We start from the raw sequence: 23,189 nt of genomic DNA on the forward strand, positions 1-23,189 counted from the left end.
TCCGCAGTTCGTAATAAAAGTGCTGAGAGCGTATAATGGACTAGATCAGCAATAGCTTGATAAGCAATTGCAACAGCATTTCATTATAGTGAACAAGGAGTAGAGTATAGATGGGAACTAAGTTAATTGTGAATGAAGCGATAAAGGCATCTGAAGTACAACTGACAGGTCTAAACGGAGAGGATCTTGGTGTCGTTCCTACTGTGAAAGCATTGTTAATGGCTAAGGAACTTAAAGTTGATCTGGTATGCACGTCCTTGTTGAGCAGTCCTCCTCCTTGTAAGCTAATGAGCAGAAGTGGAGCACAACGTCAGAAGGAACAGGAGCAACGGGAAACAAGATTGAAAGAAGCGCCCGTTAAAGTGAAGGAAATTCGTTTGACAGCTAACATTGAGGATCATGATTACGATACGAAGCAACGTCAAGCGGCAAAGCTGCTAGAGTCGGGAAGCAGCGTTATGTTAGTTGTGAAAATTCAAGGAAAAGAAGGGCCTCAAGCAAAGGCGCTTCTGGAGCGATTGATCACTGACTTAACGAGTAGCGGGAAGAAGGCAACTGGAATTCAGCTAAGCGGAAAGCAAGCGGCCGTACAACTACTGCCGAATTAATACGTATAGCACTATTCAGAAAAAGAAGATCGCTGGAAATGAACTTGAAGTGGGGACACTTCTGCTCATTGACGAAGGCGGTCTTTTTTTATGTCGAGAAATTGGTTAAGAGCAACAGAATTATAGGTGTTGTAATCGTTTGTGGAGACAAAATAAGTGTACATTTAAAATGGGAACAAATCATTATGAATCATTGATTACCTTGACCAAAGTAGGATCATTCGTTATGATTTTCCTGCTAATAGGTTAAAACAAGTGGTCCTGCAAATCGTTTATTGGACAGAAGAGGAGTTTATTATGTTACGAAGGTTTTTCTCATATTACAAGCCTTACAAAAAGTTGTTTTTCGTTGATTTTACTTGCGCGGTATTGCTCGCTGTTTTGGAGTTGGGTTTCCCGCTAGCGGTTGGATATGTTATTAATACGTTATTACCTGCGGAGGATTGGGGATTAATTGTATCGGCATGTGCGGTGTTGCTACTTATTTATATTATAAATACGCTTTTGTCTTATGTAGTTACTTACTGGGGTCACATGCTCGGAATCAATATTGAGACGGACATGCGAAGAAAGCTGTTCACTCACGTACAGAAGCTGAGCTTCCGTTTCTTCGATAATACGAAAACTGGGCATCTGATATCCAGGTTAACGAATGATCTATTCGAAATAGGTGAAGTAGCCCATCATGGTCCAGAGGATATGTTTATTGCCGCAATGACATTAGTTGGTGCATTCGGTATTATGTTGTTCATTCAACCGGAGCTCGCAATTATGACATTCATTATTGTGCCAGTCATTATTGCTCTTGTACTGTTCTTTAATGGCAAAATGACGAAAGCGGTTGAACGATTATTTTCGGATATGGCGGACTTTAACGCACGTGTTGAAGATACGGTTGGAGGTATTCGGGTCGTTCAAGCTTTTGCAAATGAAAAACATGAAGGGAAGTTGTTTAAAGGAAATAATCTTCGTTTTCGCGAAGCGAAGTTGTTTTCATACAAACTGATTAGTATGAACAACTCCATTTCTTACATGCTGATGAGGTTTGTATCTTTGTTTGTACTTATTGCTGGAGCATTTTATGTGCTGAAAAAAGGAATGCCATACGGTGATTTCATGACCTTTATTCTACTTACCAATATTTTCTTTAAGCCAATCGAAAAGATTAATGCTGTTATCGAAAGTTATCCAAAAGGAATTGCGGGATTCAAACGTTATACTGAGCTGCTCGATACAGAGCCAGATGTAGCAGATCGCCCTAATGCGATTGATGTGGACAAGCTGCATGGAGATATTCAGTACCGTGATGTTACATTTGGATATGAAGGAGAAGCTAAAGTACTTCGCAGCATTAATCTTTCTATACGAGCGGGAGAGACGGTAGCCTTTGTAGGTCCATCAGGAGCGGGGAAAACAACGTTATGCAGCTTGCTTCCGAGATTTTATGAAATTGAAGGAGGCAGCATTTCAGTAGATGGACACGATATCCGTGATCTAACACTGGAATCATTGCGTAGAGGAATCGGAATTGTACAGCAAGATGTATTCCTATTCTCAGGTACTATTCGTGAAAATATTGCTTACGGTAAGCTTGGGGCCCATGACAATGACATTTTGGAAGCAGCTCGTAGAGCAAGGTTGGAATCATTTATTGAATCGTTACCGGATGGACTTGATACCGTAGTCGGCGAGCGAGGCGTTAAGTTGTCTGGTGGACAGAAGCAACGTCTTGCTATCGCCAGAATGTTTTTGAAAAACCCACCGATTCTTATATTGGATGAAGCGACTTCAGCACTCGATACAGAAACGGAGGCGGCTATTCAACAATCGCTCAGCGAATTGTCTGAGGGTCGGACAACTCTAGTCATTGCACATCGACTAGCAACAATCAAAAATGCAGATCGTATCGTCGTAGTGACAGAGGAAGGAATTAGCGAGCAAGGAAAACATGAAGAGCTAATTGCGACAGGCGGAATTTATAGCCGCTTGCATGAAGCACAATTTGGTCGTTTATAAAAAGAAAGGCACCAACTCACAAGTAGAATAATCTACCTGCGAGTTGGTGCCTTATTTTGTGGGAAGTGGCTAACCCGAAAAACTCGGGTTAGCGTCCCCGCGTCCGAACAAAGTAGCGTCTAACCCGAAAAACTCGGGTTACCCACCATCGCTCCCATGCGACATGTCGTACGGCATGTGCTGCCACGCTTTTATATTTATCAAATGTTCAGTCAATTTAACCGCTGGAAGTACTTCTTTCTCTCTTCGGTTTCGGTTTAGATTTATCCCACTTGAAAACAGCATTAAGTCCTTTGTAGATATGCTTAGATTCCTTAGTAAGAAGTGGTCCAAGTATAGCTAATATAAGCACGTACAACGCGGCAAATGGTTGAAGTCGTTCATCTAGGTTTGCTGCAATTCCTACATTCGCAACGATGATTGAAAACTCACCGCGAGATACGATAGTAAGACCGATATTCGACGAGGCTTTTGGTGACAGGCCGGCGCTTTTGCCAGCGAGCATGCCTGCGAGAAAGTTGCCGAACAGGGTTAAAGCGACTGCTCCTAGTGTTAACCAAACAGCACCTCCGAGCTTGCTTGGCTCGATTGTGAGACCAAAGCTGAAGAAGAACAAAGCTCCGAAAAAGTCACGGAATGGCAAAATCAAATGTTCAATCCGTTTCATATGGTCTGTTTCAGCAAGTACAAGCCCGAATAACAGAGCACCAATCGCTTCAGCGACATGGATTGTTTCGCCTAGTCCAGCAACAAAAAACATTAAGCCGAATATAAGCAATATAAACAATTCATTGGAACGAATGTTGAGCAGTTTATTTAGTAGCGGTGCAGCTTTTCTTCCTAATACGAGGAAGAGTAGCATGAATCCGAGCGCGTACGAAGCGGATAATAACACGCCGCCTAACGAGGATTCATCACTTAGGACTAGACCTGATAGGACTGAGAGATATACGGCTAAGAAAATATCCTCATACATAATAATGCCAAGAATCATTTCGGTTTCCGGGTTAGCTGTCCGTTTAAGATCAACCAACACTTTAGCAACAATTGCACTTGAGGATATTGTAGTAATACCTGCCAGTACCATCGTTTCTGCGAATTCAAAACCGGTAGCGAAACCAAACAATAAACCAAGTGTAAAGTTGATCAAAATATAGATGGTTCCGCCTACGGCGATATTACGACCAGACTTAATAAGACGTCCTACGGAAAATTCTAGGCCTAAATAGAACAGCAGAAATAGAACCCCGAGACGGCCAAGAAAATGGATCGTCTCTGCGCTATTGACGAATGTAAAGTCAAGTACGCCTATTGTTGGAGCATGGGGCCCTACCGCCATTCCAATTAATATATAAAAGGGAATGACAGAGAAACGAATCTTCGTTGCAAAAATACCGACAAGGGCAACGAGGATAATGGCTAGGCCGATTTCAAGCACCATGTGATCCATAATTAACGACTCCCGTTTTGCAGCATCGCCTTAAGAAGTTTAAGCTGGTGGCGTTCTCCTGCAACGATCAATGTCGTTTCCGCTTTGAACTTATAATCCGGCCCAGGATTAATATGTTTAGCGTCTTTCTCAACAGCAGCAATAATGGTAGCTCCTGTCGTTTGACGAATGTCTACTTCGCCAATGCTTCGTCCGATACATGAAGCATTTGATTCGATTTTATACCATTCGATCGTTAGATCATCAAGTGCTACCTCAATCGTCTCTAATGCTTTTGGTTTGTAAGTCATACCGCCAATAATTGCGGCAATCTGTCTTGCTTCCTCGTCTTCGAGCGTAACTAAGGAGATGCTATCATCTGGCTCATCGTAGTCGAAGTGGTATAACTCACGTCTTCCGTCGTCATGAATGACGACAACAAATTTATCACCGCTGCGCGTGATCATTTGATATTTTCTGCCGATACCCGGCAAGTCTGATTCTCTGATATTCATAGATGTTCCTCCTAGGGTCATTCTTTAAATGGCTAAATGTGAGGGACCGCTGTTGCTGTCCACAAAAGTAGAGGTAAATTTTATTGGCGCTAGTAGTTTGTCCCTAAGCATCTGAAAATATGGAGTCAGTATTGTAGATAAGGGTATGGTCAGAAGATAAATTCCGAGCAAACTAATTGCCACTGCGAGAACGTCAGGACTATTCGGAATTAAAGCTTTCGTGTCAGAAGGGTGTTTGCTCTGAGAATATTGTATGGTCGATGAGCTAGCAACAGATTTATTTGTTCCTGCTGTTAGTTCGAAATTGTTTCCTGCTTGATAAGCAAATGATGCAGACAATAAAAGGGGAAGCATGACGATTAGAGTAAATAAGCAACTCAATCTAGCTTTATGGCGTACGTATAAGAGCTCGTAGTCAATCATGCTTCACCCCCATCATTCAAAATTAGTGTCATAAGTTACTCTTTTAATTATAGCCTAAATACGAGGAAACTTAAACAAAAAGACGAATTCAATGATTGCCAATCGTAATTATTTATTTTACTTTGTCGGAATTAGGAAGTACAGAAAATAAAAGAGCCAACCAAAAACGTTAAGATTCACGTCTTTGGTTGGCTCGGTTTACTATTGTACAGTTAGATTAGCTTGGCAAAATAATTTTTTGTCCAGGGAAAATCATATCTGCATCTTTAAGTTTGTTAAGGTCACGCAGTACTTGCCATGTTGTATTGTTTTTGCGAGCGATTGCCCAAAGTGTGTCACCTTTTTTAACCGTGTAGCTCTTAATTACAGCTTCCGGTTTAGGCTCTGGCTTAGTTTCTGGCTTAGGTTGTGGTTTAGTTTCTGGTTTAGGCTCTGGCTTAGTTTCTGGTTTAGGCTCTGGCTTAGTTTCTGGTTTAGGTTCTGGTTTAGGTTCTGGTTTAGGCTCTGGCTTAACTTCTACAGGAGGCAATGTGCCTTCAGTAATACGGCCTTCAACTGTCGGGTTTGCAGATCCTAATGATTTAACATATGTGATAAGTGCTTCATCAAGTGAACCGTACATACCTGCTTGTGGGTATTGACCGAACATTGTAAATTCGTCTCCACCAGCAGCCATGAAATCATTTGTTGCTAGCATGTATTGAGCTTTCATGTCGATAGGCTTGCCACCGACTGTAATAGAGTGGATGCGGTTTCCAGCTTCAGCAGCAGGATCGATTTTGAATGTGATTCCGCCAACTTGAGGGAATTTACCTTCAGGTGCTGGGTAACCAGCAGTTCCGTTTTCAAGTGCTGCTTTAATGTCTGCACCTGTTACTTTCAAAGTAACGATTTGGTTACCGAAAGGAAGGACAGTAATAACTTCACCTTTTGTAATAACACCTTGATCAATGGAAGCACGGATACCGCCGCCATTAGTAATAGCTACATCAGCTTTTGTAACGTATAGCAATGAGTCAGCAACAAGGTTACCAAGGTTCGTTTCGCTTGCACGAACTTTCTCACGTGCGCCTTCAAGAGCAACAGAAGTAGTTCCTACTTCTTCAGCAAGTATTTTAGCTTGTTCAGCAACAATAGACTTAACTTTTTCGTCTACAGCAGCGTTAGGTGTAATATCTTTAGCCGTTTCAGGGTTTACTAGTTTTGCTTCACTATCTACGACTTTGCCGTCTTCTACCCAAATGTCAACAACGCCGACATTTTTAGTATACTCGCCAGTACTAGCGATTAGAGCGCCTTTTTCTGTTTCCATTCCTTTTTCAAGGACAGTGTGGCTATGACCGTCAATGATAACATCAATGCCATCTACTTCATTAGCAATTTCAAGGCTAGTGTCGACACTCGTTTTGTCTAGACCAAGATGGCTTAGAGCAACGATAACATCTGTTTTATCATCAAGCTCATCAACGATAGCTTGTGCTTCTTTAGTTGGATCTTTAAAAGTAACTTTTTCTACATTTTTTGGATGAGTTTTGTAAGCCGTTTCAGGAGTAGACAATCCAAATATACCAATCTTAACGCCATCTACTTCTTTAATTATGTAAGGTTCAAATACACGTTTATCCGCTTTATCAGTTAGATTGGCACTGATCATCGGGAATTTAAGCCCTTTTGCAATTTCAATCAATCTGTCGGAACCGTAATTGAATTCATGATTACCTGGTGTCATTGCATCATAGCCCATGAGGCCCATTACATCTGCAACACTTTGACCATTAACAAGAGTAGCAAAAGTTGTACCGTGAATAGCGTCACCAGCATCTAGTACGAGTGTGTTAGGATTTTTGCTTCTGTAGCTGTCGAAAACACCCGCCAGTTTAGCGAAGCCCATTTCTCCTTTACCGTTATCCAAAGCACGCGCATGCATATCATTTGTGTGCAATAGCGTAATAAGCTTTGCTTTTGGATATTTTTTTGCTGCTACTTCTTCAGCGGAAACAACATTTACCGCACTGAATAATAGGGTCGTACTAAGTACTGCTGACAACATCCATCTCGATTTCATTACCATGAATAGATCAATCCCCCGAAGTAAATTTGTAAGATGTAAAGATTGGAATAATCACATATTCTACACTAAATTAATTTATCCTCTTTAATTTTTATGGAGTTAATGAACAATAATCAATAATGACTGATTTCACAGGAAACAAAGAGACATATTTGATAAAAATGTGAAGAAACCCCATAAAAACGCACCATTTTGGGAAAAGTAAACAAATGCGAGCCTGATTGTCACAGGAATAACACATTGATTGTGAACGAAAAAGGAAGGAATAGTGATCCTGTTGTTCTTTGATACAAAGCTTCGTATAATGAATGGGTACAAGACATTTGAACAGCATACTGGAGGACGACATGATGAGTAACGAGAAAAACTGGTCACCGGCAGAAGTAGGGGCTATGATTGACCATACAATATTGAAAGCAGATGCAACAAAAGCGGAAATTATCCACATTTGTAAAGAAGCTAGAGAACATAAATTTGCTACGGTTTGCGTTAATGCAGGCTGGGTAGAACTTGCAGCAAAAGAACTTGAAGGATCTGGAGTAGGCATCACAACTGTTGTTGGTTTTCCACTAGGCGCAACGACTACAGCATCAAAAGCATTCGAATCAACAAAAGCGATCGAAGACGGAGCTACAGAAGTTGATATGGTTCTTAACATTGGCCTTTTGAAATCCGGAGACTTGGAAGCAGTACAACGTGATATTGAAGGCGTTGTTGCAGCATGTAAAGGAAAAGTTGCTCTTAAAGTTATTTTGGAAACAGGCCTTCTAACAGATGAGGAGAAAGTCATCGCTTGTGAGCTTTGTGTGAATGCTGGAGCTGACTTTGTAAAAACATCAACAGGTTTTGGCCATGGCGGGGCTACTGCAGAGGATATCGCTCTTATGCGTAAGACGGTTGGTCCTGATCTAGGCGTAAAAGCATCTGGCGGCGTTCGTGATTTGGAAACAGCATTACAGATGTTGCGTGCAGGCGCAACTCGTATCGGAGCAAGTGCAAGTGTTGCTATCGTTACAGGTGGGCAAGGTGAGGGCTACTAAGTAGCCCTTTTTTTTATTTCTGGCAGCTAATAATGAAATTTGCATTCACTTCCCCGTCAGGCTCCACCATAACAAGTTCTTGCTTGTTGTTAAGCTCATCCGGAAGTCCCATCCAAGGCTCTACGCACATGAATGGTCGATCTTTAACCGTCCAAATAACCATATATTTAAATAAGTCATCGTAACGTAATCTTATACGAACATCCTTCCGAACCGGGAATGAAATTTCACTCTTCTTTGCCCCCAGTAGGCAAACCGATTCTACAAGTGGTTCCATATCAATGTATCCTAAGTATGGCTTTACGACATTGTCGTTAAAGTCTAAATAACTAGTAGCGTCACTCTCGTAAGCTATATTTTTGCTAGAATCAATTGCGAAATAAGGATGGAAGCCCGAATAGAATGGCATAGATTCTGTCTCGCCTAAGTTGCGATATTGTTGGCGTGTATGAAGCTCGCCGTCAACTAGCGCATAGGTGAAAACGAGCTCAAAGTTAAAAGGATAAACGTTCATCGTTTCTTCATTTGCCCGAAGTCGTAGCGTTATAGATGCCTCATTTTCAGTTGAAGTGCCTACAACTTCCCATGAAGCTAATCTGGCTACCCCGTGTTGACCCATTTTGTACGTTTTATCATTCCATACGTAAGTACCATCCTTGAGCGATCCGGCAATCGGGAATAGAATAGGGTTACCTCCGCGAATATTAGATGCTGGATTTTCAAATGTACTCTTGTCCAAATAAAATAGTTCTTCACCATGTAATTGACATCCAATGACTATGCCGCCTCTTTCAGGGCATACAAGAATACGCGAAGAGGTACTATGTTCTTGCAATTCATAAACGGTAAAAGTATCTTGAAATTGGCGTACTTCAAAGTTGTTCATGTACAAGCCTCCATAAGTCAATTAGTCTTCTCCCATTTTGCCTTAATCCTTGGTATGAGTAAAGAGCCGGTTACGGGAAAGCCTTATTGGCAGCCCGTAATCGGCTCTTCTACAAAACGATATTATTTAGTTGCGGGTGCTTCTTTGTCAGCCACTGGCTCTTTTTTCTCAAGCGTGTTTGTAATTTTAGCTTTAGTGCGAAGCTCAGCAAGCCATGGTCCTGCAAGTTGATTAACTTCTTGTCCAATCAACATTGTACGAATAGCCCCTTTTTTGTCTTCGAATTTAGGCTCATAGGCTGCTTTGTAATCGGTTTTTTTGATAATATGGAATCCGAAGTCGCTTTTTACAACGTCACTAATTGCGCCTACTTCAAGTGCAAATACTGCTTCTTCAAATGCTGGAACCATTTGTCCCTTAGGGAAGAAGTTTAGATCCCCACCAGCTGCAGCAGAACCGTCAGTTGATTTTGCTTTTGCTGTCTCAGCAAAGTCAGCCCCTGCTTTTAGATCTGCTAAAATTGCATCGGCTTCCTCTTTCGTTTTAACTAAAATATGGGAAGCGCGAACTTGCTCAGGTGTGGTACCGAATGCTGCTTTGTTTTCGTTAAAGAACGTTTGAACTGCTTCATCAGTTACTTTTGTTTTTGGAGCTAACATTTTACTAATCAACGCGTAGGGGCGAATATCTTCACGAAGTTTTTCAAGTGTAGTTCCGTTTTTTTCAAGCTCTGCATTAAATGCTTCATCCGTACCATATTGCAATTTGATAACTTCAATTTCATTTGTAATGTCTTGGTCTGTTAGCTTAACGCTCGTAGCGTCAGCTTCTTGTTGAACTAATTGATCCTCGATCATGCTATCAAGAGTCGGAGTACCATATCTTAGAACAAGTTTGTCATAAAGATCGTCCTTCGTAATCTTGCTACTATTAATTGTTGCTAGTGTTTCGTTACCTCCGCCACCGAAAGGTGGTTTGATCAACACAACGACCAATGCAGTTGCTAATACTGCCGATGTAATAACCCAGCCTAGACTGCTTTTCTTTACGATAACAGGAGGAGCTCCAGCTGAAGCAGCATAAGGGCTAGCTATAGCAGTTGCTGTCTCTTTGTTTTCAGTATCTGATGACTCATCATTGTCAGTACTTAACTCATTTTGATTTGTTTCTGTAGCTGCGGACAACGTCTCTTCGCGCTGTTGCCCCTCATTAGTACCCAGTTCTTCTTTCGCAGTGTCGTTGTCTATTTGCTTATCGTTCGACTGCGATTCCTTGTTATTCATTCCATAAACTCCCTTCAAATTGCAATTCTTCAACTACTATAACAAATGATGATAAAAAAAACCTTAATCTTAAATAAAAAAACTTGCATCAGATGTCGAATCATATTAATTGTATTGTTATAATATTGTTATAATTTAACGATGATGTTGTTACGGAGGGATAGTTTGATCAGATTAGAGGGTAGCTATGACGGCTGGGTTGTTTTGTTATCGTTTATAATTGCTTTATTTACCTCGTATTCAGCCCTAAGCCTCTCTTATAAAATTTCACATTCTAGGGGTAAGGTTAAACTTGGCTGGCTTTTAGTATCAGGCATCATTATGGGAAGCGGAATTTGGACGATGCATTATGTAGGGATGATGGCTTTCCATCTGAATGTTGAGGTTAACTTTCATACACCTACTACGGTCTTGTCGATTCTGGCAAGTATAATAGCCTCATTGCTAGCTTTCTATGTAACTTGGTCTCCCAAAATAACAAACCTTAAGATAGTAATAGGGAGTATTTTGATGGGCACGGGTATTGTCACCATGCACTACATGGGAATGGCATCCATGGAGAACTCATCGCTTGATGTAAGATTTGATTGGTTATTATGGATATCTTCAGCTATTTTTGCCTTTGTTGCTTCGTATGCTGCATTGTTTCTATTAAAGAGATTTAGAGATAATAGTCAAGTATGGTGGACAAAAATATGTGCAGCTCTATTTTTGGGAATTGCCGTATCTGGCATGCACTATATTGGGATGGAAGCTGTACAGTTTTGGTGCCCAGTTTCTGAGACGATAGTGGACATGCCTAGGCAGAGTTTGGATATATCCTTATTGATATCTTTATCATGTGTTTTGATCGTAATCATATTGATAACTTGGATTGTATTGTTCTGGGAACGGATAACTCTTAGACAACTTGCATATAGCGACCCACTGACGGGGTTGCCGAATCGGCATGCCATGAATCAATATTTTGATGAAAAGCTAAGAAGTTCTGAAGAAAGCGCAATTCTGTTCATCGATCTTGATCAATTTAAACTTATTAACGATACACTTGGTCACGATACCGGCGACTTGCTCGTGCAAGAAGTTGGAAGAAGGATTAATCAATTTATGAATAAAAGCCGCAGTATGTTCAGACTTGGTGGAGATGAATTTCTAATTATTATAAATGACAGTTCATCAATATCTGTAGAAGGACTAGCTGAAAAGATTTTGGAGGAAATTAGAAGGCCATATTGGTTAGGTGGCAATGAGCTTTATGTAACGGGAAGTATTGGAATAAGCTATTCACCTCAGCATGGTATGAGCCGAACGGAGTTGCTTAAAGCTGCTGATACAGCGATGTATTATGCTAAGAACCAAGGAAAGAACCAGTATTGTTCCTATAATGAGGAATTAAATCAAAAGCTCGTAAGACGGATGGAAATCGAAAAAGGATTACGAACGGCACTCATGTTAGGACAATTGTCGAACTACTACCAGCCAAAGTGGAATGCAGAAACGAATCAGCCAATTGGATTCGAAGCGCTGCTCAGATGGAAACATCCACAACTCGGTTCAATTACACCGGATGAATTTATTCCAATAGCCGAAGAGACCGGTCTTATCGTACCAATAACTAGATGGGTGCTTGAACAAGCGTGCCTGGATTGCAAGTCATGGAACGAAAAAGGGGACCTTGGTCTTGGCGTATCCGTCAACCTTTCCGTTACTATATTTGAATGCCGAGGTTTGAGGGATATGGTTAATGATGCACTTGATCGCTCAAAACTAAGCCCGAGTCTACTTGAGCTTGAAATAACGGAGTCTACCGTTATGTATTATGCAGCGGAAGCAACGGAGCAACTGTTCCCACTTCAAGAAGCAGGTGTTCGAGTGTCGATGGACAACTTTGGATCTGGATACTCTTTCCTCGGATCGATTGATAAGATTCCATTCCAAACGCTTAAGATCGATAAATTGTATATGCAGGACTATGAATCACCTTCCAAGAGGGCAATTGTCAATACGATTATTACATTGGCTAACCAATTAAATATTCAGCTTGTGGCTGAAGGGGTCGAGACGGAGCTTCAGATAGAGTTCCTAAGGCAAGCGGGCTGCTCTATTATGCAAGGTTATTATTTCAAGAAACCTATGCCACGAGAAGAAGTAGATGAATGGTTAAGTGGGTTATCCACATAATGCGATGACAATTGAGATGGAGGGATCAACTTGGGAAAACATAAGAAAGTATTTGTTATGCTTGGAGTCTTAATGCTTTTGCCACTACTCTGTTACATTATTATACAAATGACTCCATTAGATAAAAGAATACATACACCACATGGACACTTTTATATCGTAAGTGTTGTGTCCGTACTTGCCCTGGCGGTTGCAGCTGCAATTGGCATAGTTGCCCCTCGAATACGGAATATTAAGGTTAGTTTTCTTTCATTATCTTACGTTTCATTAGCAGCGATGTTTATATTACATGGGATATCTACACCAGGTTTGCTCATGCATCATACAGGGATATCAGGCAGTGTAGCCCAGCTCAGCGTTTTACTTTCTGCAACATGGCTTTGGCTTTGTTCGATCTCTGCTGATCATAGAATGGTCAGATGGCTGTCTATGAAGCAGTTGTGGTTATTACCCATTTGGTCAATTTTTTTATTAGGATTTGGAACGTACTTATGGATAAATCCAGACTTTGTTTATCATCTGCATCTTAAGGGCGGGGTAACGAAATGGATTACAACAGGTGCAATATTATCTATGAACGCATGGACAATATACCGGAATTTACAAACATATCTTGTGTCTAAATTCCCTCTTCAACTAGCAATTGTGTACAGTACAGGATGGATGTTCATCGCACAGATTATTATGGTAACTGGCGAGGCGTGGATGGCAAGCTGGTGGCTATATCATTTCTTATTGCTCGCGTCAGTCATTATTATGGTAAGTGGCATCATAAGAGAGCATCTTAGTACAGGCTCCATTACAGCTTCGATCAAATTACTATTTCGCGCTAATCCGGAAGATTGGATTAACACCTATATTTCACCAAGTGTAAGAGAACTAGTGACAGCAACGGAAGCTAAAGATTCTTATACAGCTGGTCACAACTATCGTGTCGCCCTTTATGCTCTTAAATTAGGCGAAGAATTAGGGCTGTCATCTTCTCAATTGCGTGCCATAGCTCAAGGTGGTCTTGTACACGACATAGGAAAGCTTTACATTCCAGATGGCATACTAAATAAACCAGGAAAGTTAACCGATGAAGAACGTGTAGTGATCGAATCTCATCCCGTTTCCGGTTATGATGTGTGTAAACGACTTGGATTTATGGTTGAGGAGCTCGCGGTCATTCGCTGGCATCATGAGAAATGGAACGGTAGCGGTTACCCTGACCAATTGTCGGGAGAGGAAATACCGCTAGTAGCTCGTATAACAGCAGTTGCAGATGTATATGACGCACTCACCTCTTCACGCTCCTATCGAAAAGCAATGACACATGATGAGGCTATGATTATTTTGCTCAAAGAAAGTGGAAGGCATTTCGATCCAAGATGTATCCATGCATGGGAGCGACTTGTCACTGTGCAGAAAGAATTTTTCCAAGAGACACTACAAAACAGTCCACATTTAAAGTTGGAACAAAAGCTGGCAAATTAATTTTCTAAAAAAAGCAAATTGCGCATTATTTTGAAATGAGGAGCTATCCACAATGACCTATGTAGCAGCAGAAGAACGATATACTGGGATGAAATATAATCGTGTAGGGCGGAGCGGTCTTAAACTTCCGATTATATCGCTTGGATTATGGCATAACTTCGGGGGAACCGACCGTTATGAGAATAGTAGAGCAATGGTGCACCGAGCCTTCGATCTCGGAATTACTCATTTCGATCTAGCAAACAATTACGGAACTCCCGCAGGCTCTGCAGAAGAAACGTTTGGGGCAATCTTAAACAAAGATATGAGTGCATATCGAGACGAAATGATTATTTCGACCAAGGCAGGATACGAAATGTGGGGCGGTCCTTATGGCGAATGGGGCTCACGCAAATATATGGTAGCAAGCCTTGATCAAAGCTTGAAGCGAATGAAGCTAGACTATGTTGATATTTTCTACTCTCATCGCCCGGACCCAGAAACTCCTCTTGAGGAAACGATGGGAGCACTCGATCATGTTGTTCGTCAAGGTAAAGCATTGTATGTCGGTATATCTAATTATAGTCCGGAGCAAACTGCCCAAGCTGCTGAAATATTGAAGCGATTAGGAACGCCTTGTCTCATCCATCAACCATCTTATTCTATGTTTAATCGAACGATAGAAAAAGGGCTGCAAGATGTGCTAGATGAGCAAGGAATCGGTTCAATTGTGTTCTCTCCGCTAGCTGGCGGGTTACTGACGAATCGTTATTTGAATGGTGTTCCTGCTGATTCACGAGCAGCTGGCTCAAGTATATTTTTGAAATCGGAACAGATTACCGAAGGCAAGTTAAATAAAATTAACGCACTAAATGAGCTTGCGAAGGAACGCGGACAGTCACTTGCAGGTATGTCACTTGCTTGGGTGCTTCGAGGTGGTAAAGTAACATCTGCTATAATCGGTGCTAGTCGAGTAGACCAAATCGACGATAATGTAGCAGCAATCCAGCATTTGTCTTTTAGTGATGATGAGCTGAATAGAATCGATTCTATTTTATCAACTAAAGAATAAACGAATGCGGACATCTTATACTTGCTAGCAGTAGTCAAAGGGGAATTGAGATGGACAAAATATCGCTTAGAACAAAAGGTTTAATACTTATATTATCCATATCCTTTATTCCTCTTTTTATTGCTGGCGTGAACAATTACTGGGCTGTTAAAGAAGCTATGATTCAATCGGAGATTGAGAAGATTAGCAGCAAACAAAAGAGCCAAGCAAATAATATAGCTGCATGGATGGACATTCGCCGTGCCGAGATGTTAGTGATGAGTCGAACGAGTGTCATCCGCTTTGGAACAAACGAAGAACGACTGAATTATTTGGGAAGAGAACTTTTCCGAAGTGGTTTTAATTATCACTCATTAGGATTTATAGATGTGGATGGGAATGCCTATCGTAGTGATGGCAGGACAATCGATATGAGTGGCGAGCCTTTTTTTCAATCAGCTATTGAAGGTACACTAACAATTACAGATCCTTATAAACCGGGTTTCTCTTACATGGAGCAAACCTTTATTGTCGTACCTGTTTATGGCAGCGGTACAGATATTGTCGGTGTCTTTTACGGATCGATACCGTTTACAGCGTTTAATCGATTTCTTGACTATGGTGAGGAAGACTCACCTGTCCGGTTTTATAATGATAATGGGAAAATTATTTATAGCTCTAGTACTGTCACTAGCAATATGAAAACACTTAGAGCGAATGCTTCCTTTAAAGTCGTTGCTGAGGAAATGCTCAGCCACAATGAAGGAAACGTAGTCGTACGAGTTGATGATGAAAATTATAGGGTATATTTCGCGAAGGTTGCTGGAACACCATGGAGACTTGCGCTGCAAGAGCCTACTTCAAAGATGGACGAGATGTTAGCTCCAATCTTTTGGCGAATGGTTATTACGATAGCGATAACGGAATTTTTTATAGCACTACTTTTTTACCTGTATTTTGAACGTATTGTTAAAAGGTTAGAGCGTATATTGTCTGTAACGGAGCAAGCAGCAGGTGGAGAATTCAAAGCGGAACATTTGGATACATCTCAAAATGATGAAATTGGTCAACTGGCCCATTCTGTTAATGGGATGATGGAGCATCTACAAGAAATGTTTGACCGATTAAACGCCATCATTAATCAAAATCAGAATGGTTTCGTTGTACTCGACAATCAATATAAAGTCACCTATATGAACAAAGCTGCAGAAGATATGCTGGGATACAAGACAGAGGAGCTTGCAGGACATGTGACGCCGCTTCTGTTTATGGATATGGACGAAATAAAGGCAGAAGCAGAGCGATTAACGATTGAGCTTGGTAGAGAAGTTCAACCTGGACTAGAAGTGTTCAAGGAGCTTCGTATTGAAGGATTCACCCACGAACGTGAGTGGACGTTTATTCATAAAGATGGAACGCGAATTCCTACGCTGCATAGTTCAAATGTACTTCGAGATCGCAGTGGTAAGTTCTCAGGTGTTGTAGGAATGATAAGAGACATTTCTTATCGTAAACGTGTGGAAAGGGTACGTAATCGTTTACTCGATATTGTTGAAACGGCGAAAGATTTAATTGCTTCTGTTAGTAATGATGGCAAGTTTATTTATATAAACAAAGCAGGAAAAGAGATGCTCAGTCTAGTCCATGACGACGAAACAAATTCTTTTGTTAAACAATATGTCGGAGGCTCTTTGTATAAGAGCTTGCTTGCAGGTGCTAGAATCGCAACAGAGCATGGTTATTGGGAGAGCGAGGCGCAGTTGCTTAAACTAAACGGGGAGCAATTGTATGTATCTATCGTTGTCGTTACCCATGTCGATTCTACTACAGGTGAGATGTTCTTCTCCTGTATTGCAAGGGATATCTCTGAGCAGAAGCGGGTACAAGAAGAGCTTGTCGGTGCGACATTAGATGCTGAGGAAGCTAACAAAGCAAAAAGTAGATTTTTAGCGCTGATGAGTCATGAGATTCGTACACCTCTTAATGGCATTATTGGTTTAACACAACTGATCCGTAAGACAGAGCTATCGGTCATTCAAAAAGACTATTTGGACAAGATGAACATGTCCTCAGAGACTCTGCTGCGCATCATTAATGATGTGCTCGACTTCTCGAAGATTGAAGCGGGTAAAATTGAGGTAGAGCGCCTTCCTTTCCAACCAGAAGAATTACTTCACCGCCTCTCGAATGGTCTTAGCGTATTTCTTGGTGGGAAAGAGCAGTTCGAATTTATGATTAAAACACCGGAAAAGCTTCCTCTTATGCTCATTGGTGACAGTATGAGACTTGAGCAAGTGCTTCTTAATTTATGTATGAATGCGATTAAATTTACATCTAAAGGATTGGTTAAGCTTGAACTTGACATTGTGGAAGAGAGTTCGGACAAAGTGAAAATTCTCTTCCTCATTTCGGATACCGGAATAGGAATGAATCAAGAACTGCTTGATCAGTTATTTATGCCATTTACTCAAGCCGATAGTTCTACAACTCGCAAATATGGCGGTACAGGACTTGGACTTGTTATATCGAAAAATCTAGTAGAACTGATGGGCGGCAAACTGTTTGTATCTAGTGAAGAAGGGGTAGGAAGCAGGTTTTATTTCACATTATCATTTGCGGCCGATCCTTATCGTTATGACCCTCACAATCCGAACTTATCTTTTGCTCAAGATGGGACGGTTTGGGTCGTAGAGGACGATAAGAAGATGCAAGAACACTGGATTTATTTGTTCAAAACAATGGGGCTATCCGTCATTGCTTTTGACAGTTGGCAAAGTTCCCTTGAGAAGCTACGCCGTGTTGGAGTAGGTGCAAGGCCACAGTTACTGCTTATGGATATGGAAATGTCAGATATGTATGGCATTCATACATGGTTATCGTTCCAGCAAGAGGCAGAAGAGGCCGGCGTGCCCATTATCGCCTTAACAACGACCTATGGCCGTGACGAATTACAAGGATTATCGGAAGAAGTTCGCCCACAAGCGATACTAACGAAACCAGTTGTACGGGGTGCTATCGTACGTGCACTCGGTCCAGTATTTCGGAAGAGAGCGGAAGAGCAACAGAACAAAAAAATAAGCAAATCAACGCTTTTATTAGACGAGAAAACACCATCAATAAAAATACTGTTAGCTGAGGATAACAAAATAAATCAGCTAGTCGCTTTAGAAATGTTAAAGGAATGTGGGTATGAGGTTGGTTTAGCTCAAAATGGAGAAGAAGTGCTACGAATGTTAGAAGGAGAGCATTGGGACCTTATCATGATGGACATTCATATGCCGATTATGGATGGAACGGAAGCTGTTCGTATCATAAGAAGTAAGGAACAGGATAGTGATATTCCAATTGTTGCAGTTACAGCGAATGTTGTGAAAAAAGATCATGAGCATTATTTGAAATTAGGGATGAATGATGTCATTACGAAGCCCCTGGAAATGAGTAGGCTAAGAGAAGTATTGACGTATTGGCTTGATAAAATGTCCAAACATTCGAAGCAGAACATGATGAAAGCAGAAGGATTCGGCGTTGTCCGAGCGGAACAACCTATCCAGCCCTTAATGAGTAATGATCTTGTTAAGTTGTCATCTGTTAAAAAGATGGATGCAATGAACGCTTTGGAACGCGTTAATGGAAAACTACCTATTTTATTACATATGATTGAGCAATTTAAGTTGGATTACAGTACATTTATTGATCAGTTACGAATTGAGCTAAAGAAGTTGGAGATCGATTCAGCAGCTAGAATGCTACATACGCTCAAAGGAGCTGCAGGTTATTTATCTGCTAGATCACTAGGAGAGGCAGCATCTGAAGCTGAAACGATTTTAAAGAGTGGAGGGCTCGGATCAGACGAACTTGAGACTAGGCTTACGCTACTGGAAAATGAGTTAACTGAACTTCTTGCTGAACTTCGACATATGGGAGTAGGTTTCGACAAATAAATCTAACATTTCTCTAACAATCTGTTGTTCATGTCTGTTCAGTATTGTATAGTAGAGTTACTATAATAGTTTCGACAGAAATCTTCAATTTGTTAGAGGGTGACGCCGGTGTATAAAGTTTTAGTTATTGAAGATGACGTCATGATGAGTAATATGTTATCCATGTATCTTACTGAGGAAGGCTACAAAGTCCAGCAGGCTTTTCGCGGCGAAGAAGGATTGCTGTTAGTCGGCAGTTTCGAACCACACCTGATCCTCCTTGATCTTATGCTTCCTGATTTGGATGGCATAGAGGTTTGCACGAGAGTTCGGAGCTACTCTCAAGTACCGATAATGATATTATCTATGAAGAGTGAAGTGTCTGAACGAGTGCACGCACTTAAGTCCGGAGCGGACGATTATTTATGTAAGCCTTTTAGTATGCATGAATTAACAGCTCGAGTTGAGGCGTTAATTCGTCGTTCGAGTACAACTCATGTGGACGCTGCCACGCAGATGGCAGCAACAGTTGCTACGATTGAAGAAGAGGACCCTATCCAGCTCGATGTTGAGAGACGTCTACTGCTCGTGCGTAGGAAATTGGTAGAAACAACATTCTCTGAATATGAGCTTATGAAACTTTTTCTAGCTCACCCAGGGAAAGTGTTTAGCAGGGAAGAATTGATTAATGCTATTAGAGGATTTGATTCTTTCGTCACCGATCGTGCAATCGACGTACATATCGTCAATCTTCGCAAAAAAATTGAACAAAACCCGAAAGAACCAAAACTTATTCGAACAGTTTGGGGATTTGGCTACAAGTATTCGACATAAGCGGGACCTCAGGAGATAGTTAGACTTATATACATTATGAAGCAATGTCAATAGTACTCATGTAGGATAAAGGTATTCCGCTTTTTGCGGAATACTTTTTTTGTTTATAGCAGATAATCACTTAGATTTATCGGAATGAATGAATATATCTAACAATCTTCTAAAAGTCTATACTGCACTTTTCTAATATTTATATGCGACTATTGGAGTAATACTAAAGGATGATAAATGCTAGGAAGGGGTTTTGATCATGGGGGGGGCAATCGATTTACCTGGTCGCAGTGAAGCATTCATACAGATGGAGATAGCGATAAATAATGCGCGTGTGTCTGGTAGACGATTGCTGGTAGCTCTGTTGGATATTGATCGGTTTTATTGTATCAATGAAACGAAAGGAACAGATTTCGGTAACTATGCACTAAATATTATATATAAGAGACTAACAGATGCGGAATCAGCAATTTCAAAAATATGTTCACATACGGTATGTAGATTTGGAGGCAACGCCTTCCTGGTCATTGTAGAAGTAGAACAAGAAGAGTTGAACGATTGGAAGATGGTTGAAGCGATAAAATACGCTGTAACGCAACCAATTGATGATGATGGCACGGAGCTTTATTTAACAGCTAGTATTGGTGCGAGTTTATTTCCACAAGACGGACATACAAGTGAACTACTCATATGTCATACAGAGTCGGCACTCCACCAATCTAAGGGACAGGGTGGCAATCAAGTGTTATTTTACAACGCAGAAGATACAGAGCGGATGAACAGACGGACAACAATTGAAGCGGCTCTAAGGCCAGCGCTATTTCTTCGACAATTCCATCTTAGTTATCAGCCTATTTATCGATTATCAGATGGCCGATTAAGGGGATATGAAGCTTTGATCCGTTGGAATCACCCGGAGCTTGGAGCAATTACACCGAATGAATTTATACCAATAGCTGAACAAAACGGATTGATTATACCGATTGGCGAATGGGTACTTCGGGAAGCTTGCAAGATGCTTGCTGGGATAACGAAGTATAGCTTAAGTGAAATGACTATGTCCATAAATATCTCTCCAATTCAACTTATGGATCCATCATTTACACACACAGTATTAAACGTAATTAAGGAAAAAGGTTTGCAACCTTACTCTATTGAGCTAGAAATTACCGAGAATATATTGAGTTACTCCTCAGAAACATCAATTTCCACGTTAAGTCGGTTGCGAGCAGAGGGCATCCGTATATCATTAGATGATTTCGGAACAGGTTACTCTTCATTCAGCAACTTAAAGCAACTACCAATCCACTGTTTAAAAATCGATAAATCATTTATAAAAAAAATGGATCTTCATAGTGCAGATAGACATATTGTTGAAGCTATTATTGGACTTGTGCAGAAGCTTGGTTTGGAAGTCATAGCTGAAGGTGTGGAATATGAAGAGCAGTATCATCTACTACGTGAGTGGGGCTGTAACTATGTACAAGGGTATCTTCTAGGCAAGCCATGGGAGCCGACATTAATCGATATGACGATGTTGCGCAACAATAATAAGTCGCAAAGCATACAAACATCTGAGGATGAAATGGCTCTTAAAGCGATTAAATGAGGATGATTGTTAGAACAAGAAAAGACCCGCTGGAGGCTGTTAGCCGAGCGGGTCTTTTCTAATGACTAAAGTTGTTGTTTCCACTAGTTAGCAGTTAACTAACTTCTAAATAGAGCTTAGTACCATCATTGTATTGGAATATCGCAACATCGCGGACCATTTCAACAGACTTAATACGTCTCCATTTTTTCCTAAAGTCAAAATCCAGTTCCATCTCGTACAATTTATGATGAAGCAGTTCTACAGATGCTGATTGTTCGGTTGGGTAATAGACAGGAACGGAACGATTTTTGAAGTTAATGACTCGCATCATTGTACCATGCACCTCTGATTCGTGTTTTTCCCATTCTACCTTGAACAGTTTAGCCTCTTATGAAACTGTCGTCAGATAAATGTTTACTTTGCTAATACATTTCTAACAAAGGCGAAATACTAGGAACTGCTGTACTTCCATTTTTTCTTATAGTATCCATGGCCATAGTTATGATTTGGGTTTGGCGGTGGATAATGTGGTGGTTGATTCGGATAAGGCGGCTGTTGGTTAGGGTAAGGCGGTTGACCTTGATATTGTCCATTTTGATTCGGATAAGGTGGTTGACCAGGATATTGCCCATTTTGATTCGGATATGGCGGTTGGCCGTTGAATTGCCCGTTTTGATTCGGGTAAGGCGGTTGACCAGGATATTGGCCATTCTGATTCGGGTATGGTGGCTGTCCCGGATGTTGCCCATGTTGGTTCGGATATGGCGGACGCTGTTGATATTGCGGCGGGTAGTACCCTTTTTTCTTAAAATCGCTGCTGCTGAAATGTTGGTGCCCATATTGTTGACGTCCAACTAGTGAGTTCAATATACGTTTTAACATATCTAGACCTCCTTCAAATAGTGGTGAAGTAAATGAATAGCGTTGACTATGTATACGTATGTTTGAGAATAAGGTTTCTGATTAAGAAGTCTAGTAGGCTGCTCGACATCTTCGTTAGCACGCGATAAGCTAAGGCTAGGAGATGATTGGTATGTGGAGAAAGTTTATGCATAAATGTGCTCAAGTTATAGAGAACTGGCGCGATTATCCACTTGAGCAAGGTGCGATCTGGGCGAAACGATATCGCATTGACCATATGCTTGGTATGGGCAGTTATGGGCAAGCATATACATGCACAGACATAATTACTAATAAAGTTGTTCTATTGAAGCGAAATAAACCTAGTAAAGGAAATCTTGGCATAGAATTACTTCGACGTGAGAGCAGCATCATGCAATCGCTGAGTCATCCTCAAATTCCGAAATGGTTAAACTATAGCAAGCGCTGGCAAGATGAAGCACTTATTATGGAATATGTGGAAGGTTATAACCTAGAGTTTTCCATTTATGAGTTAGAGCAAAGCTACTCGGAACGCGATGCCTTGCTTATGATTCAAGCATTATTGAAGCCGTTAGTCTATTTGCATAATGAAGGCTTTGTACATCGGGATGTACGGATTCCAAATGTTTTGATACGGGAAGGTACGTTCTATTTAATTGATTTTGGGTTATCTTGTGGTGTTGGTGAACAGCTTTCGGAAAAACTACGTCATGCACTTGGAGAACAGAGTGGCCCTCCGAGCGACAGTGCTGGCGTTATAAAAAAGAAAATGAGAAGCCCTAACCCAGCAAGTGATTGGTTTGGACTTGGACATTTGTTTTTATTCGTCATGTATGCGGGATACGACCATCCTGAAGGTGAAGAAGAAAAAAGCTGGGAAGAGGAGCTCCAGTTGCATCCGGAGGTGAGGTCTTTCGTAAGTAAACTTTTAAACGACGGCAGTGCTTGGTCTCATACGAAACAATGCGAGAATGAGCTCGAAGAGCTACTTACTAAGTTGAAGGTAGAATAAC

The 23,189-nt window shown here is 41.0% G+C and carries 18 protein-coding genes; 10 read left to right on the top strand and 8 right to left on the bottom strand.

The window, feature by feature from the left end:
• Window positions 1–110: 110 nt before the first annotated feature.
• Together infC and I6N90_RS12720 are read left to right on the top strand one after the other, a co-directional pair.
• The gene (gene infC, locus I6N90_RS12715; protein WP_197935996.1) at window positions 111–608 is read left to right on the top strand and encodes a translation initiation factor IF-3; all 498 of its coding nucleotides are present in this window, start codon (window positions 111–113) and stop codon (window positions 606–608) included.
• A gap of 297 nt (window positions 609–905) precedes the next feature.
• Window positions 906–2,624 carry an ABC transporter ATP-binding protein gene (locus tag I6N90_RS12720; RefSeq protein WP_197935997.1) on the top strand — a complete coding sequence of 573 codons (1,719 nt, stop codon included), beginning with the start codon at window positions 906–908 and terminating at the stop codon, window positions 2,622–2,624.
• 217 nt (window positions 2,625–2,841) lie between these two features.
• Here the strand turns inward: I6N90_RS12720 and I6N90_RS12725 are convergent, their stop codons facing one another.
• From I6N90_RS12725 to I6N90_RS12740, 4 genes are all read right to left on the bottom strand, one after another.
• The gene (locus I6N90_RS12725) at window positions 2,842–4,074 is read right to left on the bottom strand and encodes a cation:proton antiporter (RefSeq protein ID WP_197935998.1); all 1,233 of its coding nucleotides are present in this window, start codon (window positions 4,072–4,074) and stop codon (window positions 2,842–2,844) included.
• A 2-nt stretch (window positions 4,075–4,076) separates the two neighbouring features.
• A complete protein-coding gene (locus I6N90_RS12730) occupies window positions 4,077–4,568 on the bottom strand; it encodes a cation:proton antiporter regulatory subunit (protein ID WP_197935999.1) in 492 nt (163 codons plus the stop codon).
• A 24-nt stretch (window positions 4,569–4,592) separates the two neighbouring features.
• A complete protein-coding gene (locus tag I6N90_RS12735) occupies window positions 4,593–4,991 on the bottom strand; it encodes a hypothetical protein (RefSeq protein WP_197936000.1) in 399 nt (132 codons plus the stop codon).
• Window positions 4,992–5,208: 217 nt separating this feature from the next.
• Window positions 5,209–7,056, bottom strand: a complete 1,848-nt coding sequence (locus tag I6N90_RS12740) for a 5'-nucleotidase C-terminal domain-containing protein (protein WP_197936579.1) — start codon at window positions 7,054–7,056, stop codon at window positions 5,209–5,211.
• A 356-nt stretch (window positions 7,057–7,412) separates the two neighbouring features.
• On the opposite strand from I6N90_RS12740, the gene deoC reads away from it, so the two are divergent.
• Window positions 7,413–8,102 (top strand): deoxyribose-phosphate aldolase, encoded by a 690-nt coding sequence (deoC, locus tag I6N90_RS12745; protein WP_197936001.1) that lies wholly within the window; start codon window positions 7,413–7,415, stop codon window positions 8,100–8,102.
• Window positions 8,103–8,115: 13 nt separating this feature from the next.
• Here the strand turns inward: deoC and I6N90_RS12750 are convergent, their stop codons facing one another.
• On the bottom strand, window positions 8,116–8,988 hold the full coding sequence (locus I6N90_RS12750; protein WP_197936002.1) for an aldose epimerase family protein: 873 nt from the start codon (window positions 8,986–8,988) through the stop codon (window positions 8,116–8,118).
• A 122-nt stretch (window positions 8,989–9,110) separates the two neighbouring features.
• A complete protein-coding gene (locus I6N90_RS12755) occupies window positions 9,111–10,271 on the bottom strand; it encodes a peptidylprolyl isomerase (RefSeq protein ID WP_197936003.1) in 1,161 nt (386 codons plus the stop codon).
• 165 nt (window positions 10,272–10,436) lie between these two features.
• Between I6N90_RS12755 and I6N90_RS12760 the strand changes: the two genes are divergently transcribed.
• From I6N90_RS12760 to I6N90_RS12785, 6 genes are all read left to right on the top strand, one after another.
• Window positions 10,437–12,452: a bifunctional diguanylate cyclase/phosphodiesterase gene (locus tag I6N90_RS12760; RefSeq protein WP_197936004.1), complete on the top strand. Its 2,016-nt coding sequence runs from the start codon at window positions 10,437–10,439 to the stop codon at window positions 12,450–12,452.
• A 30-nt stretch (window positions 12,453–12,482) separates the two neighbouring features.
• The gene (locus tag I6N90_RS12765; RefSeq protein ID WP_232242965.1) at window positions 12,483–13,928 is read left to right on the top strand and encodes an HD-GYP domain-containing protein; all 1,446 of its coding nucleotides are present in this window, start codon (window positions 12,483–12,485) and stop codon (window positions 13,926–13,928) included.
• 52 nt (window positions 13,929–13,980) lie between these two features.
• Entirely contained in the window at window positions 13,981–14,979 is a 999-nt protein-coding gene (mgrA, locus tag I6N90_RS12770; RefSeq protein ID WP_197936005.1) for an L-glyceraldehyde 3-phosphate reductase, read from the top strand.
• A 50-nt stretch (window positions 14,980–15,029) separates the two neighbouring features.
• Window positions 15,030–18,899 (top strand): response regulator, encoded by a 3,870-nt coding sequence (locus I6N90_RS12775; RefSeq protein WP_197936006.1) that lies wholly within the window; start codon window positions 15,030–15,032, stop codon window positions 18,897–18,899.
• A gap of 108 nt (window positions 18,900–19,007) precedes the next feature.
• Window positions 19,008–19,712, top strand: coding sequence for a response regulator transcription factor (locus I6N90_RS12780; RefSeq protein WP_197936007.1), 705 nt, complete (start codon window positions 19,008–19,010; stop codon window positions 19,710–19,712).
• 250 nt (window positions 19,713–19,962) lie between these two features.
• Window positions 19,963–21,312, top strand: a complete 1,350-nt coding sequence (locus I6N90_RS12785) for a putative bifunctional diguanylate cyclase/phosphodiesterase (RefSeq protein WP_197936008.1) — start codon at window positions 19,963–19,965, stop codon at window positions 21,310–21,312.
• 94 nt (window positions 21,313–21,406) lie between these two features.
• Here the strand turns inward: I6N90_RS12785 and I6N90_RS12790 are convergent, their stop codons facing one another.
• Complete coding sequence (locus I6N90_RS12790; RefSeq protein WP_197936009.1) at window positions 21,407–21,625, bottom strand: hypothetical protein; 219 nt, start codon at window positions 21,623–21,625, stop codon at window positions 21,407–21,409.
• Between the two features lie 119 nt (window positions 21,626–21,744).
• Entirely contained in the window at window positions 21,745–22,176 is a 432-nt protein-coding gene (locus tag I6N90_RS12795) for a hypothetical protein (protein WP_197936010.1), read from the bottom strand.
• Between the two features lie 151 nt (window positions 22,177–22,327).
• Here I6N90_RS12795 and I6N90_RS12800 point away from each other — a divergent pair, with 151 nt between their 5' ends.
• Complete coding sequence (locus I6N90_RS12800) at window positions 22,328–23,188, top strand: serine/threonine protein kinase (RefSeq protein ID WP_197936011.1); 861 nt, start codon at window positions 22,328–22,330, stop codon at window positions 23,186–23,188.
• The last annotated feature ends 1 nt before the right edge of the window (window position 23,189 follow it).

The organism is Paenibacillus sp. GSMTC-2017 (assembly GCF_016019935.1).
Lineage (GTDB): Bacteria > Bacillota > Bacilli > Paenibacillales > Paenibacillaceae > Pristimantibacillus.

Excerpts from the sequence above, each read along its gene's own strand:
- I6N90_RS12790 (WP_197936009.1), bottom strand. The coding sequence starts at position 21,625 with ATGATGCGAGTCATTAACTTCAAAAATCGTTCCGTTCCTGTCTATTAC.
- infC (WP_197935996.1), top strand. The coding sequence starts at position 111 with ATGGGAACTAAGTTAATTGTGAATGAAGCGATAAAGGCATCTGAAGTA.
- I6N90_RS12735 (WP_197936000.1), bottom strand. The coding sequence starts at position 4,991 with ATGATTGACTACGAGCTCTTATACGTACGCCATAAAGCTAGATTGAGT.
- I6N90_RS12785 (WP_197936008.1), top strand. The coding sequence starts at position 19,963 with ATGGGGGGGGCAATCGATTTACCTGGTCGCAGTGAAGCATTCATACAG.
- I6N90_RS12800 (WP_197936011.1), top strand. The coding sequence starts at position 22,328 with ATGTGGAGAAAGTTTATGCATAAATGTGCTCAAGTTATAGAGAACTGG.
- deoC (WP_197936001.1), top strand. The coding sequence starts at position 7,413 with ATGAGTAACGAGAAAAACTGGTCACCGGCAGAAGTAGGGGCTATGATT.
- I6N90_RS12795 (WP_197936010.1), bottom strand. The coding sequence starts at position 22,176 with ATGTTAAAACGTATATTGAACTCACTAGTTGGACGTCAACAATATGGG.
- I6N90_RS12750 (WP_197936002.1), bottom strand. The coding sequence starts at position 8,988 with ATGAACAACTTTGAAGTACGCCAATTTCAAGATACTTTTACCGTTTAT.
- I6N90_RS12740 (WP_197936579.1), bottom strand. The coding sequence starts at position 7,056 with ATGAAATCGAGATGGATGTTGTCAGCAGTACTTAGTACGACCCTATTA.
- mgrA (WP_197936005.1), top strand. The coding sequence starts at position 13,981 with ATGACCTATGTAGCAGCAGAAGAACGATATACTGGGATGAAATATAAT.
- I6N90_RS12775 (WP_197936006.1), top strand. The coding sequence starts at position 15,030 with ATGGACAAAATATCGCTTAGAACAAAAGGTTTAATACTTATATTATCC.
- I6N90_RS12755 (WP_197936003.1), bottom strand. The coding sequence starts at position 10,271 with ATGAATAACAAGGAATCGCAGTCGAACGATAAGCAAATAGACAACGAC.
- I6N90_RS12720 (WP_197935997.1), top strand. The coding sequence starts at position 906 with ATGTTACGAAGGTTTTTCTCATATTACAAGCCTTACAAAAAGTTGTTT.
- I6N90_RS12725 (WP_197935998.1), bottom strand. The coding sequence starts at position 4,074 with ATGGATCACATGGTGCTTGAAATCGGCCTAGCCATTATCCTCGTTGCC.
- I6N90_RS12730 (WP_197935999.1), bottom strand. The coding sequence starts at position 4,568 with ATGAATATCAGAGAATCAGACTTGCCGGGTATCGGCAGAAAATATCAA.